The organism is Asanoa sp. NPDC049573 (assembly GCF_040676615.1).
Classification (GTDB): domain Bacteria; phylum Actinomycetota; class Actinomycetes; order Mycobacteriales; family Micromonosporaceae; genus Asanoa.
In genome coordinates this window covers 12,776-31,245 of record NZ_JBFAPI010000027.1, presented here as the reverse complement: position 1 = coordinate 31,245, position 18,470 = coordinate 12,776, and the positions used below count along the sequence as shown (strand labels likewise).

The 18,470-nt window shown below is 66.2% G+C and carries 17 protein-coding genes; 16 read left to right on the top strand and 1 reads right to left on the bottom strand.

Annotated elements, in window-relative coordinates; genetic code table 11:
- Positions 1–1,240: 1,240 nt before the first annotated feature.
- The 6 genes from AB0J74_RS35530 (at position 1,241) to AB0J74_RS35505 (ending at position 8,469) form a co-directional block, all read left to right on the top strand.
- Positions 1,241–1,990, top strand: coding sequence for an IclR family transcriptional regulator (locus AB0J74_RS35530; RefSeq protein WP_363456534.1), 750 nt, complete (start codon positions 1,241–1,243; stop codon positions 1,988–1,990).
- 131 nt (positions 1,991–2,121) lie between these two features.
- A complete protein-coding gene (locus AB0J74_RS35525) occupies positions 2,122–2,934 on the top strand; it encodes a fumarylacetoacetate hydrolase family protein (protein ID WP_363456531.1) in 813 nt (270 codons plus the stop codon).
- On the top strand, positions 2,931–3,893 hold the full coding sequence (locus tag AB0J74_RS35520; RefSeq protein ID WP_363456528.1) for an acetaldehyde dehydrogenase (acetylating): 963 nt from the start codon (positions 2,931–2,933) through the stop codon (positions 3,891–3,893). The genes AB0J74_RS35525 and AB0J74_RS35520 overlap by 4 nt, the downstream gene beginning before the upstream one ends.
- Positions 3,890–4,927, top strand: a complete 1,038-nt coding sequence (dmpG, locus tag AB0J74_RS35515) for a 4-hydroxy-2-oxovalerate aldolase (protein ID WP_363456525.1) — start codon at positions 3,890–3,892, stop codon at positions 4,925–4,927. Before AB0J74_RS35520 ends, dmpG begins: the two co-directional genes overlap by 4 nt.
- Before the next feature lie 154 nt (positions 4,928–5,081).
- Positions 5,082–5,870, top strand: a complete 789-nt coding sequence (locus tag AB0J74_RS35510) for an IclR family transcriptional regulator (protein WP_363456522.1) — start codon at positions 5,082–5,084, stop codon at positions 5,868–5,870.
- A 913-nt stretch (positions 5,871–6,783) separates the two neighbouring features.
- Positions 6,784–8,469, top strand: a complete 1,686-nt coding sequence (locus tag AB0J74_RS35505; RefSeq protein ID WP_363456518.1) for a bifunctional 3-(3-hydroxy-phenyl)propionate/3-hydroxycinnamic acid hydroxylase — start codon at positions 6,784–6,786, stop codon at positions 8,467–8,469.
- Between the two features lie 13 nt (positions 8,470–8,482).
- Here the strand turns inward: AB0J74_RS35505 and AB0J74_RS35500 are convergent, their stop codons facing one another.
- On the bottom strand, positions 8,483–9,181 hold the full coding sequence (locus AB0J74_RS35500) for a class II aldolase/adducin family protein (RefSeq protein ID WP_363456515.1): 699 nt from the start codon (positions 9,179–9,181) through the stop codon (positions 8,483–8,485).
- 154 nt (positions 9,182–9,335) lie between these two features.
- Between AB0J74_RS35500 and AB0J74_RS35495 the strand changes: the two genes are divergently transcribed.
- The 10 genes from AB0J74_RS35495 (at position 9,336) to AB0J74_RS35450 (ending at position 18,468) form a co-directional block, all read left to right on the top strand.
- Positions 9,336–10,064, top strand: coding sequence for a dienelactone hydrolase family protein (locus AB0J74_RS35495; RefSeq protein WP_363456512.1), 729 nt, complete (start codon positions 9,336–9,338; stop codon positions 10,062–10,064).
- Positions 10,065–10,095: 31 nt separating this feature from the next.
- Positions 10,096–10,587 (top strand): VOC family protein, encoded by a 492-nt coding sequence (locus AB0J74_RS35490; RefSeq protein ID WP_363456509.1) that lies wholly within the window; start codon positions 10,096–10,098, stop codon positions 10,585–10,587.
- A 168-nt stretch (positions 10,588–10,755) separates the two neighbouring features.
- Positions 10,756–11,613, top strand: a complete 858-nt coding sequence (locus tag AB0J74_RS35485; protein WP_363456506.1) for an ABC transporter permease — start codon at positions 10,756–10,758, stop codon at positions 11,611–11,613.
- Positions 11,614–11,781: 168 nt separating this feature from the next.
- Complete coding sequence (locus AB0J74_RS35480; protein WP_363456503.1) at positions 11,782–12,792, top strand: ABC transporter substrate-binding protein; 1,011 nt, start codon at positions 11,782–11,784, stop codon at positions 12,790–12,792.
- Positions 12,793–12,891: 99 nt separating this feature from the next.
- Positions 12,892–14,748: a 2-oxoacid:acceptor oxidoreductase subunit alpha gene (locus tag AB0J74_RS35475; protein ID WP_363456500.1), complete on the top strand. Its 1,857-nt coding sequence runs from the start codon at positions 12,892–12,894 to the stop codon at positions 14,746–14,748.
- Positions 14,745–15,065: a ferredoxin gene (fdxA, locus tag AB0J74_RS35470; protein ID WP_363456497.1), complete on the top strand. Its 321-nt coding sequence runs from the start codon at positions 14,745–14,747 to the stop codon at positions 15,063–15,065. The genes AB0J74_RS35475 and fdxA overlap by 4 nt, the downstream gene beginning before the upstream one ends.
- 1 nt (position 15,066) lies before the next feature.
- Complete coding sequence (locus AB0J74_RS35465) at positions 15,067–16,080, top strand: 2-oxoacid:ferredoxin oxidoreductase subunit beta (protein WP_363456495.1); 1,014 nt, start codon at positions 15,067–15,069, stop codon at positions 16,078–16,080.
- Between the two features lie 42 nt (positions 16,081–16,122).
- Positions 16,123–16,947, top strand: coding sequence for a fumarylacetoacetate hydrolase family protein (locus AB0J74_RS35460; RefSeq protein WP_363456492.1), 825 nt, complete (start codon positions 16,123–16,125; stop codon positions 16,945–16,947).
- A gap of 85 nt (positions 16,948–17,032) precedes the next feature.
- Entirely contained in the window at positions 17,033–18,211 is a 1,179-nt protein-coding gene (locus AB0J74_RS35455) for a Rieske 2Fe-2S domain-containing protein (RefSeq protein ID WP_363456489.1), read from the top strand.
- On the top strand, positions 18,208–18,468 hold the full coding sequence (locus tag AB0J74_RS35450; RefSeq protein ID WP_363456486.1) for a hypothetical protein: 261 nt from the start codon (positions 18,208–18,210) through the stop codon (positions 18,466–18,468). The genes AB0J74_RS35455 and AB0J74_RS35450 overlap by 4 nt, the downstream gene beginning before the upstream one ends.
- The last annotated feature ends 2 nt before the right edge of the window (positions 18,469–18,470 follow it).

Here is an 18,470-nt window from a genome sequence, read left to right as displayed (position 1 = left end):
CAGACAGAGGTCATCGGCCGCTTCCGCGGCGCCGCACTCCTGCGCGAGGTAGCGGCCCAGCTGGACGGTAGCGAGCAGATAGTTGGGGCGGTGGTCCCGGGATGGTCTGCCGTGCGCAAGGCCCGCGATCGATGGTTGACATGGTGAAATTACTCCGAGTCAAAGGGGTCCAGCAGCGCCGTGCGGGACCTGACATCGATGCCGAGCTAAGAAAAGGGGCTCCCGCAAGTCGCTGACCTGCGGAAACCCTCACACCGTCGGGACGGCGGGATTCGAACCCACGACCCCTTGACCCCCAGCTCATGAATGGGGGAACGGCATGCTCGGCAACGTTTGTCCAGGTCGGGTGAAGCGTATACCTGTCGAGTAAAGGAGCCATCTTCGCGATGGTCCGACGTGGATAGTCGCGGGTGCGACGCGATGTCGGTCCAGATCGTCCGGCGACTCCCTGGGGGTGTAGACCGAGGGCGCCAGGTTCCACCGCCATGGCGGTCGCAACCGCGCCGAGCAGGGCCTTGATCACCGGGGTCGAGCCCGCGATCCCTAGGGCCGCGATCGGCGGAGCCAGCGCTCCCGAGCCAGCGACGTGTCCTAGGCAGGCGTCGGCGTCCCGCCCGGCTACGACCACTTCAAGACCGACCCGGACGAGGTGGCCGCGCTTTGCGCGGTTTGTACCGTGCTCTAGCCTTGGGCGTCGACGTCCATTGGCCCCAGCGACGGCCGAGGTGCACACCTACACGCCGTCTTGGGCCAGACCGACCGCATTCCTGCAGCTCACGGCCAGTTTGTGACCGTGATGCGGGTGCGAATCCGGCGGTCGTCGTGCATTCGTCGTGCAGGCTCGACATCTTTACCGCCACCCAGGGGCCCGCCACGCGAACCGCCCGCCCGGCCCGCAACCCAGCACGATTAACAGCAGGTGTCTGATCAATCGCTACCCTTCAGGCATGACCATGCCCGCGAAGGAAAGGCCGGTCGCGTGGAAGAACGTCGGGTCGCAGACTCTGGACCGTGGACTGCCATCTGGTGACTCGTTTGCCCGATTTGAGGTTTCAGGCGGGCGCTGGCCCGACCGCCCTCGCCGCGTACGTGCAGGACCTTCTGTGCGAGGTCGCGCTGCCGGTTCCGGGCCTGCTGGCCAACACGCTCGCTTGCACGCTGTCCCAGATTGTGGCTGAAGGTGGGACGAGCAGCGGACCAGCCCGGTTCTCGAAGCGAGCTGCCGGAGACCGGCCCCGCCGTGAACCTCAACACCGTGCTCGGCAAGGTGGTGGCCGTCCTGTTCGCCTTCCGTGCCGAGGACCACGGGATCACCCTGGCCGAACTCGGGCGTCGTACCGGGCTGGCTAAGGGCACGTTGCACCGGGTGGTCGGTGACCTCGTCGACGTCCGGCTTCTCGACCGCACCGGCGACTGTTACCGCCTCAGCGGCCAGGTCTTCCAACTGGGCATGCGGGCGTCAGTGGAGCGGGGACTGCTGGAGGTGGCGACCCCGTTCATGGAGGACCTCTACGAGAGCACCCACGAGACCGTGCACCTTGGGGTACTCGACGGCGACGGCGTCGTCTATGTCGCCAAGATCGGGGGGCACCACCAGGCGGCCGCCCCGTCGCGCATCGGCGGTCGGATGCCGCTGCATTGCACCGGCATCGGTAAGGCGCTGCTGGCGTACTCGCCACCGGAACTGGCCGTCCGGGTCGTCGCCGCAGGCCTGTCCCGCCGCACCCCGCGCACGATCACCGCCCCCGGGGTTCTGCGCCAGCAACTCGCGCGCATCGCCGAGACCGGGGTGGCGTTCGAACACGAGGAATCGGCCATCGGCATCGCCTGTGTCGCCGCCCCCGTGCTCGACGCCGACGACCAACCGATCGCCGCGATCAGCGTCACCGGACCGGTCACCCGCTTCCGCCCCGAGCGCCACGCATCCTCGGTGAAGGCGGCGGCAGCGGGCGTGGCGGCGACTCTCGGCCGTCGCACTGCTCTGACCTGACCGCAGCGAGAAAGATCGTCTCGCGTTTCTGTCAATCGTCTCGGCGTTCCGGTGACTGGAACGCTGCCCCTACCTCCGCGATGGCTCGGCCTGTCATCGTCGGAGATCCCATCGGGACTTTGAGGAAGACGATGACACAAGCAACCACGCAAGACGACGCCGTGACCGCGGCCGCCCAGCGGCTGTGGGCCGCCGCGCGCGGCGGCGTACCGTGTCGGCCGGTCCGTGACCTGATCGGCGACTCCGACGTCGCGCTCGCCTACGCCGTCCAGCAGCGGCTGGGCGAGGCTCGCCTTGACGACGGCGCGCGGGTCGTCGGCCGCAAGATCGGGCTGACCTCTCCGGCGGTCCAGAAGCAGCTCGGCGTCGAACGCCCGGACTTCGGGGTGCTCTTTGACGACATGGATGTCTCCGCGCACAAGATGGTCCCGTCGGGTCGGCTGCTGCAGCCGAAGGTGGAGGCGGAGGTCGCCTTCGTCCTCGGCGCGGACCTGGCCGACGGCCCCCTCGACGCCGAGCAGGTGCGCGGCGCGGTGGCGAGCGCGGTCGCCGCGCTGGAGATCGTCGACAGCCGGATCGAGGGCTGGGACATCACCTTCGGCGACACCGTGGCCGACAACGCCTCCAGCGGCCTGTTCGTCCTGGGCGAGCGGCGGGTCAGCCTCGCGGAGTTCGAGCCCGTCGAGGCGACTATGCGGATGTACCTCGACGACGAACTCGTCTCCGAGGGCACCGGCGCGGCCTGCCTGGGTGATCCGCTCGTGGCGCTGGCCTGGTTGGCGCGCACCGCTCGGGAGCTTGGCGAGCCTCTGCGCGCCGGACAGGTGGTGCTGTCCGGCGCGCTAGGCCCGATGGTGCCGGTGTCGGCAGGCGCCAGGGTGCGTGCCGAGATCAGCGGTCTGGGTTCGGTGACGGCGACGTTCTCCGGAAAGGACGAGCAATGAGCAAGACCAAGGTCGCCATCATCGGGTCTGGCAACATCGGCACCGACCTGATGATCAAGGTTCTGCGACACTCCGACGTCCTCGAGATGCAGGCACTGGTCGGCATCGACGCGGCCTCCGACGGACTGGCCAGGGCCCGACGGTTCAAGGTTCCCGTCACCGCGGAGGGCGTGGACGGGCTGATCGCGATGGACGGCTTCGACGATATCGAGATCATCTTCGACGCGACCTCCGCGAAGGCGCACCTGGCCAACGCGGAGAAGCTCGCGCAGTACGGGAAGAAGCTGATCGATCTGACCCCGGCGGCGATCGGACCGTACGTCGTGCCGCCGGTCAACCTCGACGAGCACCTGGCCGGCGACGCGTCGAACCTGAACATGGTGACCTGCGGCGGCCAGGCGACGATCCCGATGGTCGCCGCTGTCGCGCGGGTGACCCCGGTGCCGTACGCCGAGATCGTCGCCTCGATCGCCTCCAGGTCCGCCGGGCCAGGAACCCGAGCCAACATCGATGAATTCACTGAAACGACGGCGCACGCCATCGAGACGGTCGGCGGCGCCGGGCGGGGGAAGGCGATCATCGTCCTCAACCCGGCCGAGCCGCCTCTGATCATGCGCGACACCGTCCTCTGCCTGATCGGTGACGCGGACCACGACGCGATCCGGGCCTCGGTGGAGAAGATGGCCGCGGAGGTGGCCGAGTACGTGCCCGGCTACCGGCTCAAGCAGCAGGTGCAGTTCACCCCGGTCTCCGCCGACGAACCGGTGCACACCCTGCTGCGCGAGGGCTCTGAATCGGTGACCACCAAGGTGTCGATCTTCCTCGAGGTGGAGGGCGCCGCCCACTACCTGCCGGCCTACGCCGGCAACCTGGACATCATGACCTCGGCCGCGCTGCGCGTGGGCGAGAAAGTAGCGACGAGCGGCGCCCGTCGAGCGCCCGCGGAGGTGGCCCGGTGACGACACCAACGCCCGACCTGTACGTCCAGGACGTCACGCTGCGGGACGGCATGCACGCCATCCGGCACCGGATCGCCCCCGCCGACGTCGCCCGGATCGTGGCCGCCCTGGACGCCGCCGGCGTCGATGCCATCGAGGTCGCCCACGGTGACGGCCTGGCCGGCGGCAGTCTGAACTACGGCCCCGGCAGCAACACCGACTGGGAGTGGATCGAGGCCGCTGCGGCGAACATCCGCCGAGCCACGCTGACCACGCTGCTGCTGCCGGGGATTGGCACGATCGCCGAACTCAAACACGCCTACTCGCTCGGGGTCCGTTCGGTACGGGTGGCCACCCACTGCACCGAGGCCGACGTCTCTGCACAGCACATCGCCACCGCCCGGGATCTAGGCATGGACGTCTCGGGGTTCCTGATGATGAGCCACATGGCCCCGGCCGCCGAGCTCGCCCGGCAAGCGGCCCTCATGGAGTCCTACGGGGCGCACTGCGTCTACGTCACCGACTCCGGCGGCCGGCTGACCATGGACGGTGTCCGGGAGCGCATCCGTGCCTACCGGGACGTCCTGCGGCCGGAGACACAGCTGGGCATCCACGCCCACCAGAACCTCTCCCTAGCTGTGGCCAACTCGGTCGTCGCCGTCGAGGAGGGCGTCACGCGGGTCGACGCATCCCTTGCCGGGCACGGCGCCGGCGCCGGCAACTGCCCGATAGAGCCGTTCGTCGCCGTAGCCAACCTGCAGGGCTGGAAGCACCGGTGCGACCTGTTCGCGCTGCAGGACGCCGCCGATGACCTCGTCCGCCCATTGCAGGACCGCCCGGTGCAGGTCGACCGGGAGACCCTCACCCTTGGCTACGCCGGCGTCTACTCCAGCTTCCTGCGCCACGCCGAGGCCGCATCGCAGCGGTATGGCATCGACGTCCGTACGATCCTGCTGGAGGTCGGTCGTCGCGGTCTGGTCGGTGGCCAGGAGGACATGATCGTCGACATCGCCCTCGACCTGCAGGCCGCGCGAGCCGGATCGGCCAACGGATAACTCTCACACCGGACCCCGCCTGCGCCGCCGATCGTGGATGGCAGCAGGCGGGGTTTTGTGTCGGGACTTCGCGAGCCGTCTCCGCTCGGTTCGGGCGGCGCGCCCTTAGATTGAGACTTGTGAAACCGCCCGACTGCTGGCTAAAATGTCCTACGTGTCAGGACGGAAGTCTGAATCGAGCGGCTACCGCGAGCGTAACTCAACGGCTGACCGCGCCCTGGATGTGCTCACTCTCTTCACGGAGGAGCGGCCAGTCTGGTCGGGCGCGGAGATTTCCGAGGAGTTGGGCGTTGCGCGGTCCACGGGCTATCGCTACCTGTCGAGCCTGGTGCAGTCCGGGTTCATGGCTGAAGGCGACGGTGGCTATCAGCTCGGCCCGCGGATCTTCCAGCTCGCCCGGGTCGCGCGCGGCCGGATCGGCCTGGTTGAGCTCGCCATGCCGGTGATGCAGGAACTCGCCGGCCAAGTGGAGGAGACGGTCCTGCTGACCCGGCGGTCGGGAACCGTCGTGGTTTGCCTGGAGCGGGTGGAAGCACACCGCACCATCCGGCTCTCCTACGAGGTCGGGCACGTGTTGCCGATCAATGCCGGTGCGGCCGCGGAGGCGCTGTTGGCGTGGCTGCCACCCAACGAGGTCGCCCAACTGCTGAGAGATGCGCCACTACAGCGTTTCACTCCCAGCACGTTGGTGGATCCGAAGATGATCAGCGAGCGGCTCACGCAGATTCGCAAAGACGGCTATGCCATGACTCGCGGCGAGATCGACCCCGACGTCCTTGGGATCGCCGCACCGATTCGCGGCTACGACGACTCGGTGCGCGCTGCGGTCAGTGTTGCTGCGCTCTCCTCGCGGGTATCGGAAAAGCAGGCCAAGGCAATGACAACCGCGGTGATCGAGGCGGCCAAGGCGATCACCGATCGCGTTATCGATCTGGGCCTCTAGTCTCCAACTTGATCTTTAATCTGTCCGGCGTGGCCTTGGGTCGTTCAACTTCTTCGTCTTTCTCGTATCGCCGATCCGTCGCCTTGAGCATGCCTTAGGTCTGCTCGATGTCGAACCTGCGTAGGAATTCGCGCCAGAGCAAGTCGGCTTCGGTGGGCGTGGCCAAGGTCTCGAGCCACTGCACGACCTGCCGCAGGCGTTCGGCGGTGGCGGCGTTGGCCGGCGGGCGCAAGCGGCGGCGTCCAGCGGTGCGGGCTGCGAGCGCCGGCCGTTCGCCAAAGCGGTGACCATCGCGTTCTGGGCTGGAGTCTGTGCCGAGCTGCCCAAGGCGGGCACCAGGCGCAACGCCGTAGAGCCGTTCATCTCGTCGATTGCCTTCTCAGTCGAGCGGCGCAAGATCGTTACACGACCAACGCGATCGGATCCATGAGCTAGCTCCGCAAGATCACCAAAACCGCGGCCATTTCCCGACCGACGACGCCGTCATCAATCCGATCCGGGAACCCTCGGCTTCACCTCTAACCGGAAGCCCGCGCGGACCTGCTCTGGCTGGTCGAGTCCGCACATTTCCCTGCACGCGATGCGACACATCGGCGCGGTCCGCCGGCGTCACCTCGCCACCTGCCCGCCCTGCGGCAGCCCGCGCGTGCAGCGCTCAAGCAGTCCCATTCCAAGGACCTCTCCGCTCACGATCTTTCCTCAGCCGACGCTCTGGATGTCCCCATGCGGGGGGATTCCTTGCCGGGAGCCTCGACTCCCTTGATCAACTGTTGCCAAGTCCGGCATATGCCCTGGTTGTGTACGCGATTCCGCGTGTGCCAGAATTCAGGAGTCAAGTCTCATGCTGCAGGACTTGAACTGTGAGCGACCCCGCGGCCCGGCGGGAGCGCACCCCGGAACGTAAGGATCAGACGTGTCGAATGCGAGTCGGTCGTCCGCGCCAGTCCTGGTGGTCGGCGCCGGACCGGTAGGCCTTACCGTCGCTAACCTCCTCGTCTCGTTGGGCGTTTCGGTGCTGGTCGTGGAGCGGAACGGCGAGACCAGTAACGAGGCCAAGGCGATCAGTCTCGACGCGGAGTCACTGCGGGCGTTCCAGGCAGCCGGACTCTCGGAGCAGATCGAGCAGGTGATCGTCCCCGGCACCGGTACGCGCTACTACGACCGCCGCGACCGGTCGCTGTTCCAGGCCAACGGTGGGCGGCCGTATCAGCTGGGCTTCGCCTTCAAGAACCAGTTCGCGCAGCCGGAGTTGGAAGACGTCTTGGCTGAGGTACTCGTACGGCGACAGGCCGACGTGCGCTTCTCCACCGAGCTGGTGAACCTCACCGAGCACGAGGGCGGTGTGACCGCTCGCCTGCAGGACCTTTCCAGCGGGCAGGACCACGATGTCGAGGTCAGTTGGGTGGTCGCCTGCGACGGCGGCCGCAGCACGGTGCGCCAACTGCTGGGTATCGAGATGAGCGGTCGCAGTCACGACCAGACCTGGCTGGTGATCGACACGGTGGGGGACCATCACCGGGAGCGCTACGGCATGCACCACGGCAACCCGAATCGCCCGGCTGTGATTGTCGCGGGCCGGGACGGCCGGTGCCGGTACGAGTTCCGGCTCAAGGATGGCGAGGGTGTTCCGGGTCTGCCGCCGACGCCGGCGTTCATCGCGCAACTGCTGGCGCCCTACCGCACGTTGACCCATGACCAGATCGAGCGCAGCGTGGTCTACCGCTTCCACGCGATCGTGGCCGACCAGTGGCGCATCGGACGGTGCTTCCTGGTGGGGGACGCCGCCCACATGATGCCGCCGTTCGCCGGACAGGGATTGAACTCCGGGGTTCGCGACGCTGCCAATCTGGCGTGGAAGCTGGCCATGGTCTGGCACGGGACGCTGGGCGAGGAGGTGCTGCAGAGCTACGAACAGGAACGGCGTCCGCACGCGACCGCGATGGTGGAGTTCTCTGAACGTCTGGGGGACGTGGTGATGACGACCAACCGGTGGCGTGCGCTGGCGCGTGATCTTCTCGTACGGATCATGCTGATCGCGCCGGCTGGACGGCGCTACCTGACCGAGATGCGCTTCCGGCCGAAGGCACTGCACAGCACCGGCGTGGTCTCCCGGCTGGGCCGTTCGGGACAGCATCTGGTGGGCACGCTGCTCCCGCAACCGTTCGTGATCGCCGAACCGAGCCTGCGTCCGCAGCGGCTGGACGAAGTGCTCGGCAGCGGGCTGGCATTGCTCGGCGTGGACGTGGAGAACCGGGATTGGGAGCTCGTGCACGCGGCCGCCGCGCGAGCGGGGCTGACGGACATGCGCGCTGTCGACGTTGTGCTGGCGGATCGGTTGCCGACGGCGAGCGGGCAGCGGACCGGCATCGCCGATGCGGACGGAACGCTGGAGAGCCTGTTCTCCAGCGTCAGCGGCAGGTTTGTGCTGGTCAAGCCAGACCGACACGTCGCGGCCGTCTTCGCCGCCGATGAGGCCGAGAGTGTCGCGGCGGACTTGGCGCGGTGGCTGCGGGTACCGACCCCGACTACGGATGACGTGCCTGGGACGGCAACCGCATCAACAGCTGACGCCACCGCGGTTCGTCTCGAGCCTGCGTGAGCGCAGGCCGCGGTCAGGCGCGGCGCCGCTCGCGGTGTAGCCGGCGCTGCAGGTACTGCCAAGCTGCTTCGATGTTCCCCCGGGTGAAGTGCTGCTCGCGTTTGCTGACGGCCTCGTGGTCGTCCGAGTAGGTGAAATCGGGGTTCGCGGCGGCGGCGAGGAGTTGGTATCGGGCGGCGCGCTCGAGCATGACCGCGGTGACCACCGCTTCGGCCAGATCCGCGCCGACGGTGACCATGCCGTGATGGGCGAGCAGGATCGCTGGGCGGTCGCCGAGTGCCACGGCCACGGCCTCGCCCTGTTCGCGGGTGGTGATGAGGTCACCGTGCTCATAGCGCGCTAGGCGGTCCGGTACGAACAGGGTCGCGTCATGCGAGATCGGCCGGAGCTGCATCTCGGTCGCGGCGAACGCCACCACCTGGGGCCAATGCGTGTGCACCACAGCGCCGACATCGGATCTGGCACGCAGGATCTCGGTGTGGATGGGGAATTCGATGTGCCGACGTCCGGAGCCGGCCAGGATGTTGCCGTCGTCATCGACCAGCACCAACAGATCGCGGGACATCTCCTCGAATCCGAAGCCCGAGGATTTCATCCATACCCCGCGCCCGCCTTTGTCGCGAACCGCCGCGTGTCCCCAGATCAGGTCTTCGTGGCCGTACCAACCCAGGACATCGCAGGCGGTGAGTAGTTCGTCGAGCTGCTCCGGCATCGTCGCCCTCCAGTCGTCGTTCGCGATTGTCAGGTTGCATGTCCTGCCGTATGCTACTCGCACTCTGGAGATCTGATCGATGTGTGTGTGTTGACCGGTGGACCGGCTGCGCAAGGGCCTTCTCACCGTCTCCCGAACGAAGGACTGATGTCGCGTGGAATCGAACCGTCCCGTCGCAACCAGTTGGCACGAGCTTGCGACGCCACAGGGCGTCATGTGGCTCTACCGCGCGGTGCCGCAGGGTGCGCAACCGCAGCGCGCGATCGTGGTGTTGCAGGAGGCATTCGGCGTCAACGCACACATTCAGGACGTCACCAACCGTGCCGCAGCCGCCGGCTACGTAGCGGTCGCACCGCAGTTGTTCCACCGGACAGGGACGGACACCGTCGAATACTCCGACCACCCCGCCGCGATGGAGTTGATCGGTGCGCTGGGCCGCGAGGAGATCGCATCCGACATCACCGCGGTGTGTGACCACCTCGCGAGCGCTGACGGGATCGCACTGCCGCAGATCGGCCTGATGGGATTCTGCTTCGGGGGACGCGCCGCGATCACCGCGGCGACGGCGCTGCCCGGCCTGGGCGCCACGGCCGCCTTCTACGGCCCGGGTGTCGCCGCCGGCCAGCACGCGGTGCTGGACCGCTTCGGCGAGGTGACTGGCCCGGTGCTGCACCTGTCCGGTGACGAGGATCCGACCATCCCGGCCGAGCACCTGGACGCCATCCGGGCGGCCGGGCAGGCGGCGGGCAAGGACGTGCGGATCGAAGTCTTCCCCGGTGCGGGTCACGCCTTCCACTGCGACGCCCGGCCGGCGATGTACCGCGCCGAGCAGGCGCAGAAGGCCTGGGGCCTGGCGATGGACCTGTTCGCCTCGAGCCTGTAGGCGACGTAGCGATTTTTGATTGGAGCGAATCATGATTACCGGTCTGGGACACACCGGCCTGTGGGTCGACGACCTCGAGAAGATGCGTGACTTCTATACCCGGTTGCTCGGGTTGACGGTCACCGACGAAGACCCCGATCAAGGGATCGTCTTTCTCAGCGCCCGCCCCGAAGAGGAACACCACGAGTTCGTCCTGCAGCGAGGTCGTAACGCGCCGCCGGACGTCAAGCTGACGCATCAGATCTCCTGGCGAGTGGAGTCGCTGGAGGATCTGCGCGACTTCCACCGCAAATTCGCCGAAGAAGGCGTCCGCGTGCAGCAGGAAGTCACCCACGGGAACGCGTTCGGCATCTACTTCTTCGATCCGGAGGGAAACCGGAACGAGGTCTACCTGCAGATCAAGCGGGACGTGCGGCAGCCATTCCGCAAGACGATCAACCTCGATCAGGAGCCCGAGGCTGTCTACGCGGAAGCTGAGCGCCTTTTGAACGACGGCGGCCTTGCCTATCAGCCCGTTGTCTGAGCAGTCGGACGGTCGCTCTCGGTGAGCCGAATCGGTCTACTGAATTAGGTCAATTCGGCGCAAGCGAGCCTGGGAAAGTCTTGCTTCAAACTTTAGGTCGTGTCACGATTCAGGTCGTCTAGTTCACATGGCAGGACATGGCCCCGTTCTTCAAGGAGCAGCCGAACAATGACGCAAGTGATAGCCCGGCGCAACCCGGTCCGCGCCCGGCGGACCGAGTCCTCTCTGCCGCCCGGCATGGAGCGACGGGGTAGGCGCTCGTTCTTCTCCCGTTACGAGCGCCCGCTGCTCGGCACCCTGGGCATCGTCATCGTGATCGCCGCGTGGCAGATCGCCACGTCCGCCGGCTGGGTCGACAAGCTCTACGCGAGTTCTCCCTGGGATGTCGCGCAGGCCGGTTGGGACTACGTCCGCACGCCCGAGTTCCTCGACGACCTTCGCGCCTCGGCGCGCGACTTCCTCTTCGGCTTCGGCATCGGTGTGGTCGGCGGCATCGTCGCCGGACTGATCATCGGTTGGTACACCCGCATCGGCCGGCTGGCCGAATACGTGGTGGCCTTCGCCTACGCCACCCCGCGTGTGGCGCTGGTGCCGCTGCTGATCGTCTGGTTCGGCATCGGCTCGCACGCCTCGATCGCGCTGGTCATCCTGATGACCATCTTCCCGGTTCTGGTCAACACCACGAGCGGTATCAGCAGCATCGACCACAACCTGCTGGAGATGGCCTCGTCCATGAACGTCAAGGGTTGGCGCCTGTTCCGCACGGTGTTGCTGCCCGGCGCTGTCCCATCGATCATGTCCGGCGTTCGACTCGCCGTCGGTACCGGTCTGATCGGCGTCATCATCTCCGAGTTCCAGGCCTCCACCGAAGGCCTGGGTTACATGATCACCAACGCCGGCGCGAACTTCAAAACCGCGCAGGTCTTCGTCGGGGTGGTGATCGTCGCACTCATCGGCGTGATCCTGACCCAGCTTGCCCGGATGCTGGAACAGCGGTTCGACCGCTGGCGCCCGGTTCGCCGATAGCATCCCCGCGCCGTGCGGCGCCCCCACCGACGTCATCCGTCGATGCCTGCGTGAATTCTCCACCGCTGATCCGACGCCACACCCCATCTCACCCCCTTGCGTCTCCACCCCCCTGGAGGATCAATGAGTTCGTCCGCACCATTCATCAGTCGCGGTAGACGCGCTGTCGTGGGCATCGCGGCGATGGCCCTTGTCGCCGGCCTCGCCGCCTGCTCTTCGAGCGGTGGCGATGACACCGCATCCTCCTCAACCTCGACGGCGCTGACCGATGTCACCGTCGGCATCCCGGGGACCTCCTCGGCCTTCGGCTTCCTTTACGTCGCGCAGGAAAAGGGCATCTTCACCAAGTACGGCCTGAACGTGAAGCTGGAAGAGGTCAGCAACAACGCGCAGATTCCTGGCCTGGTCAAGGGCTCGTTCCAGTTCGTCCCACAGGCCGGCACGCTTGAGCGCGCCGCGCTGCAGGACCAGCCCGTCGTCAACGTGCTCAGTGCGCTGACCGCCGCGACCTCGGCGTTGGTCGTCGGTCCCGGCATCAATACCCCCGACGACCTGAAGGGCAAGAAGATCGCCTCCGCGGCGGCCAACTCGACCCCGACCGTACTGGCCAAGAAGTACCTCGCGGATCACGGTCTCTCGGACAGCGTCAAGATCGTGTCGCTGCAGGGAGAGCAGGCGCAACAGACCGCCTTCACCAGCGGCCAGGTCGATGGCCTGTTCCTGAACCTGGACTCGGTCATCAAGGCCCAGGGCAAGGTCAGCGGCAGCAAGATCCTCGCCACCCCGGCACAGCTGAACCTGCCGCAGGGCGCACAGGCCGGTCTGGGCACGTCCAAGAGTTTCCTGAAGGACCACCCGGACACCGTCAAGGCCATGATCGGTGCCTCGCTGGAGGCGACCAAATACACCCTCGAGCACGAGGACGAGGTTCTGCCGATCTATGCGAAGGCCTTCGGTGACACGCCTGATCAGGCCAAGGAGACCTACGAGCAGATCAAAGACTTCATCGTGCTGATCCCTACTCCCACCGACGCGCAGTTCGCGACCAACGCCTCGAACGACTCGGTGTCCTTGGAGAAGACGATCACCGCCGAGCAGGCCAAGGCGACGTGGGACACCACCCTGACCGAAGAGGTCTTCAAGGAACTCAACTGCCCGGATGTCTGCGCCAAGAGCTGACCAACCGGCACTGAGAAGCTCGCAACGACGGTCGGCGGGGAGCCATCCACTCGCCGGCCGTCGTATGAGAGAAAGCGCGTCGAGGAGCCACGCAGCACAATGAAGAATGTCGAACAGCTTGATCAGGTCGTTATTCGCATCGCCGGGGACTCTGGTGACGGGATGCAGTTGGCGGGTGATCGGTTCACCCAGGAAACGGCGCTGTTCGGCAATGATCTGGCGACGTTCCCGAATTTTCCGGCGGAGATTCGTGCTCCGCAGGGGACGTTGGCGGGGGTGTCGTCCTTTCAGCTGCATTTTGCCGATCACGATATCTTGACGCCGGGTGACCGTCCGGATGTTCTGGTGGCGATGAATCCGGCGGCGTTGAAGGCGAATCTCCCGGATTTGCCGAAGGGCGCGATGATAATCGTCGATACCCACGACTTCGGTCAGCGTGCGCTGACTCGGGCGGGGTGGTTGTCCAACCCGCTTGAGGACGACTCGCTGGAGTCGTTCCAGGTGGTTGCACTCGAGCTGACGCGGCTGACGCTAGATGCGCTGGCCGGCTCGGATTTGTCCCGCAAGGACGCCGGCCGATCGAAGAACATGTTCGCCTTGGGGTTGCTATCGTGGATGTATTCGCGGGCGACGGAGGCGACGATCGGGTTCATCACCGCGAAGTTCCGGAATAAGCCGGATATCGCGGCGGCGAACGTGACGGCGTTCAAAGCCGGCTATAACTACGGCGAGACGACCGAGGCGTTGGCGGTGCGCTTCGAGGTGGCGCCGGCTCCGGCGCCGGCGGGCCTCTATCGGAACATCAGCGGGAATCTGGCGTTGGCCTACGGGTTGCTCGCGGCGTCGCGCAAGAGCCGGTTGCCATTGTTCCTGGGCGCGTATCCGATCACGCCCGCGTCGGACATCCTGCACGAACTGTCCAAGCAGAAGCGGTTTGGCGTGCGGACGTTTCAGGCCGAGGACGAGATCGCGGGCATCGGCGCGGCGCTTGGGGCCAGTTTCGGCGGCGCGTTGGGTGTGACCACGAGTTCTGGCCCGGGAATCGCGCTCAAGGCTGAGACGATCGGGCTGGCGGTATCGCTCGAGTTGCCGTTGGTGATCGTGGACATTCAGCGGGGCGGGCCGTCCACCGGTTTGCCGACCAAGACCGAGCAGTCCGACCTGCTGCAGGCGATGTTCGGGCGCAACGGTGAGGCACCGGTCCCGATCGTGGCGGCCAGTCGCCCCGCGGATACGTTCGAGTGCGCGGTCGAGGCGGCGCGGATCGCGTTGACCTACCGCACACCGGTGTTCCTGCTCTCGGATGGATACATCGCGAACGGGTCCGAACCATGGCCGGTCCCGTCGCTGGCCGATCTACCGGACCTCAGAGTGGAGTTCGCGACCGAGCCGAACGGGCCGGACGGGCAGTTCCTGCCATACCTACGGGATCCGGAAACGTTGGCGCGGGCCTGGGCAGTGCCCGGGACCGCCGGGCTGGAACACCGCATCGGTGGTATCGAGAAGGCCGACAAGACGGGCAACATCTCCTACGACCCGGACAACCACGATTTTATGGTCCGGACCAGGCAGGCCAAGGTCGACGCGGTCGCGGACAGCCTTGCCCCCTTGCGGGTGGACGACCCCGGCAATGACGCCAAGGTGCTCGTGCTCGGCTGGGGTTCCACCTTCGGCCCGATCGGCGCCGCCTGCCGCACCGTCCGCAGTCGCGGTGCGGCGATCGCGCAACTGCATCTGCGCCACCTCAACCCGTTCGCCAAGGACCTGGGCGAGATCCTGCGTCGCTACGAGCGTGTGGTCATTCCAGAGATGAACCTGGGCCAGCTCGCCACCCTGATCCGCGCGAAGTATCTCGTTGACGCGGTGTCGATCACCCAGGTCAAAGGACTGCCGTTCAGGGCCGATGAACTAGCCCGGTCACTGCAATCGATCATTGAACTCGGAGTGCTCGCGTGACCTACGTAATTGCTGAGCCTTGCGTCGATGTTTTGGACAAGGCCTGTATCGAGGAGTGCCCGGTCGACTGCATCTACGTGGGTGACCGGATGCTCTACGTCAGCCCGGACGAATGCGTGGACTGCGGCGCTTGCGAGCCGGTGTGCCCGGTTGAGGCCATCTTCTACGAGGACGACCTGCCGGAGAAGTGGGCTGACTACCGTCAGTTCAACGCAGACTTCTTCGCTGAACTGGGTTCACCAGGCGGCGCCAGCAAGATCGGGCAGACCTCGAACGACCCGGCTCAGGTCCGCGCGCTGCTGGTGAAGGACCGCTGACATGACCGACCTGGGTCTCAAGGCGAAGGATTTCAAGTCGGACCAGGAGGTGCGCTGGTGCCCGGGCTGCGGTGACTACGCGATCCTGGCCGGTGTCCAGGCGTTCATGCCCGAGCTCGGGATCCCCCGCGAGAACATCGTGTTCATCTCCGGGATCGGCTGCTCCAGCCGGTTTCCGTACTACATGAACACCTACGGGATGCACTCGATCCACGGGCGTGCGCCGGCGATCGCGACCGGGCTATCGACGTCCCGCGCGGACCTGTCGGTCTGGGTCGTCACCGGGGACGGCGACGCCCTCTCGATCGGTGGCAACCACCTCATCCACACGCTGCGCCGGAACGTGAATCTCAAGATCCTGCTGTTCAACAATCGCATCTACGGGCTGACCAAGGGCCAGTACTCGCCCGCCTCCGAACTTGGCAAGATCACCAAGAGCTCGCCGATGGGCTCGATCGACGCCCCGTTCAACCCGATCAGCCTTGCCCTCGGAGCCGAGGCGACCTTTGTCGCCCGCACGATGGACAGCGACCGCAAGCACCTGATCTCCACACTCCGAGCCGCCGCCGAACACCCGGGCACGGCGCTCATCGAGATCTACCAGAACTGCCCCATCTTCAACGACGGCGCGTTCGACGTCATAAAAGACAGCGAATCCAGGCAAGCCTGGATCATCAACCTGGAACACGGCGCGCCGCTGCGCTTCGGCACGAAGGCGGTCATCCGCAATCCCGACGGATCACTGACCGTCGAGCAGGACGTCAGCGACGACGAACCCCGCGTCGTCGTCCACGACGCCCACGGCGACGACCCCACCTACTCCTTCGCGCTTTCGCGGCTCAGCAGCTTCGACGCTCGATATGCCCCCATGGGTGTGTTCCGCGATGTGCGACGCCCCGTCTACGACACCTTGATGGCCGACCAGCTCGCCGGGGCGGCCACCGGGACCACCACCGACGATGCCGCATTCGATGCACTCATCCGCGGCAACGACGCCTGGACCGTGGACCTGTAAGGCTCTCGCGGGCGCTTTAAAGCAAAACTGGAGGAATGCCTCATGCCATTTGCGTCTTATGAAATTGACGGCCGCTCTTATCTCGGGCGCGTCGAGGGGGACAGCCTGGTCCCGCTGGCCGGCGCCAGTGAGTTGGGTCGCCAGACTCCGAGCGATGTGCTCGGCGAGCTGGCAGCGGCGGGACCCGCGGTCGCGGTGAGCGATGTGCACCTACGCGCGGTCGTACCGCAGCCAGACAAGATCATCTGTGTCGGGCTGAACTACAAAGCGCACATTGGAGAGACGGGCCGCGAGACGCCCGAGTATCCGGTGCTGTTCAACAAGTTCGCGTCGTCGCTCGTCGGCGCATTCGACCCGATCAGCGTTCCCTCCGAATCGACCCAGTGCGACTACGAGGGGGAGCTGGCCGTCGTGATCGGCCGTGCCGGCCGGCGGATCGCCAAGCGAGACGCCATCGCGCACGTGATGGGCTTCTCGGTAGCCAACGACGTCACGATGCGCGACTACCAGTACAAGACGCACCAGTGGTTGCAGGGCAAGGCCTGGGACGCATCCACGCCGATCGGCCCCTACCTCTACACGCCGGAAGAAGTCGACGTCACTTCCGCCGGGCTGCGGACGATCCTGAACGGCTCCACCATGCAGGACTCCGACACGTCGCTGATGATCTTCGACATCCCGACCCTGATCTCGACGATCTCCGAGTTCACCACGTTGCTGCCTGGCGACGTCATCCTGACCGGAACCCCTGGGGGCGTTGGCTTCCGCCGCGATCCGAAGGTCTTCCTCAAGCCCGGCGACGAGGTCTCGATCGAGATCGACGGGCTTGGCGCGGTGCGCAACCGGGTGATCGCCGAGGCCCGCTAACCCTTCCTGTGCTCGAATCAATCCTGTAACATAGAAATCCTATCCCGCAATTCAGGACAAGGCAGTCAGCGTCGGTGGAGGTCAGATGCTTAGTCATGAGATGAACGAGCGGCTCACCCGCGTCGGCCCGGGAACCCCGGCCGGCGAACTGCTACGGCGCTACTGGCATCCGGTGGCGCTGGCCAGCCAGATCACGCCGGAGAAGCCGAGGATCAAGGTACGCATTCTCGGCGAAGACCTGATCCTCGCGCGGCAGCCGAACGGCGAATACGCACTGTTCAGCGAGCACTGCTCGCATCGTTCCTGTTCGCTGTTCTACGGCTTCCTGGAGCAGGACGGTGTGCGCTGTCCCTACCACGGCTGGAAGTTCGCGTACTCCGGCGAGTGTGTGGAACAGCCGTTCGAGGCGCCGAACCAGAATTTCCTCGACCGCTCGGGCATCAAGGGATACAAGGTCCAGCAGCTCTGCGGCCTGATCTTCGCCTATATGGGCCCGGACCCGGCGCCGTTGCTGCCGCGCTGGGACGTGCTGGTCGATCGCAACGGCTGGCGTGCGCTCTGGCACCGGACGATCGAGTGCAACTGGCTGCAGATCCAGGAGAACACCGCCGACACCATCCACACCTACTACCTGCACGCGCGCATGCTGCGCGAGATGGGTTACCCCAACGGCGAGCGCGACCGCATCGCGGCCGCCTACTACGAGCGGCCGATCGAAAGTTTTGACTTCGAGCGGTGCGAGTGGGGCATCGAGAAGACGGCCGTGTACGGCGGTGACAACCCTGGCGTCGAGCGGCGCCCGCCGCTGATCTTCCCGAACATCCTGCGGATCGGGAACAACGTCAAAGACAAGATGATGCACTGGCGCGTTCCGATCGACGACGAGAACACCATCACGTTCGAGATGACGTTGAACCTGTCCGACGACATCGACGCCGACCCCGAGGCGGAGATCCGCGAGTCGCGGGTCATGCCACGTGAGGAGGGCCGCACCCCGGACGGTGGCTTCGACATGATCACGTTCCCGGTTCAGGACCAGATGGCCTGGGAGACGCAGGGCCGGATCACCGACCGCACCAAGGAGCACCTGGGCGCCACCGACCGTGGCATCGCGATGCTGCGCCGGATGCTCGCCGAACAGATCGACCTGGTCGAGCAGGGCGGTTCGCCCATGGCCCTGGTCTGGGACGAAGCCAAGAACGACGTCATCACCTTCGACTACGCGCGGCCCGAGCACGCGGTTGGGCTCAACGCGAAGTCATGAGTGAGACCACGGACGGCGCTGACGGCGCCAAGGCCGGACCCGACCCGGTCTTCCGGATCATCCTGCACACCTCGTCGGCGATCGACGCCAGGGTCGCGCACTGGACCGAAGTGCCTGAGTGTCCTAATGCGAACGAGGTCGGCGACTCAGCCGACGAGGCCATCGAGCGGACCAAGACGATCGTTCGGCGGAGATGGCGGCAGGTCACCGGGCAGCCCGACGAGCAGCTCGAGTTCGTGCTGCTGCAGGGCAACTGAAA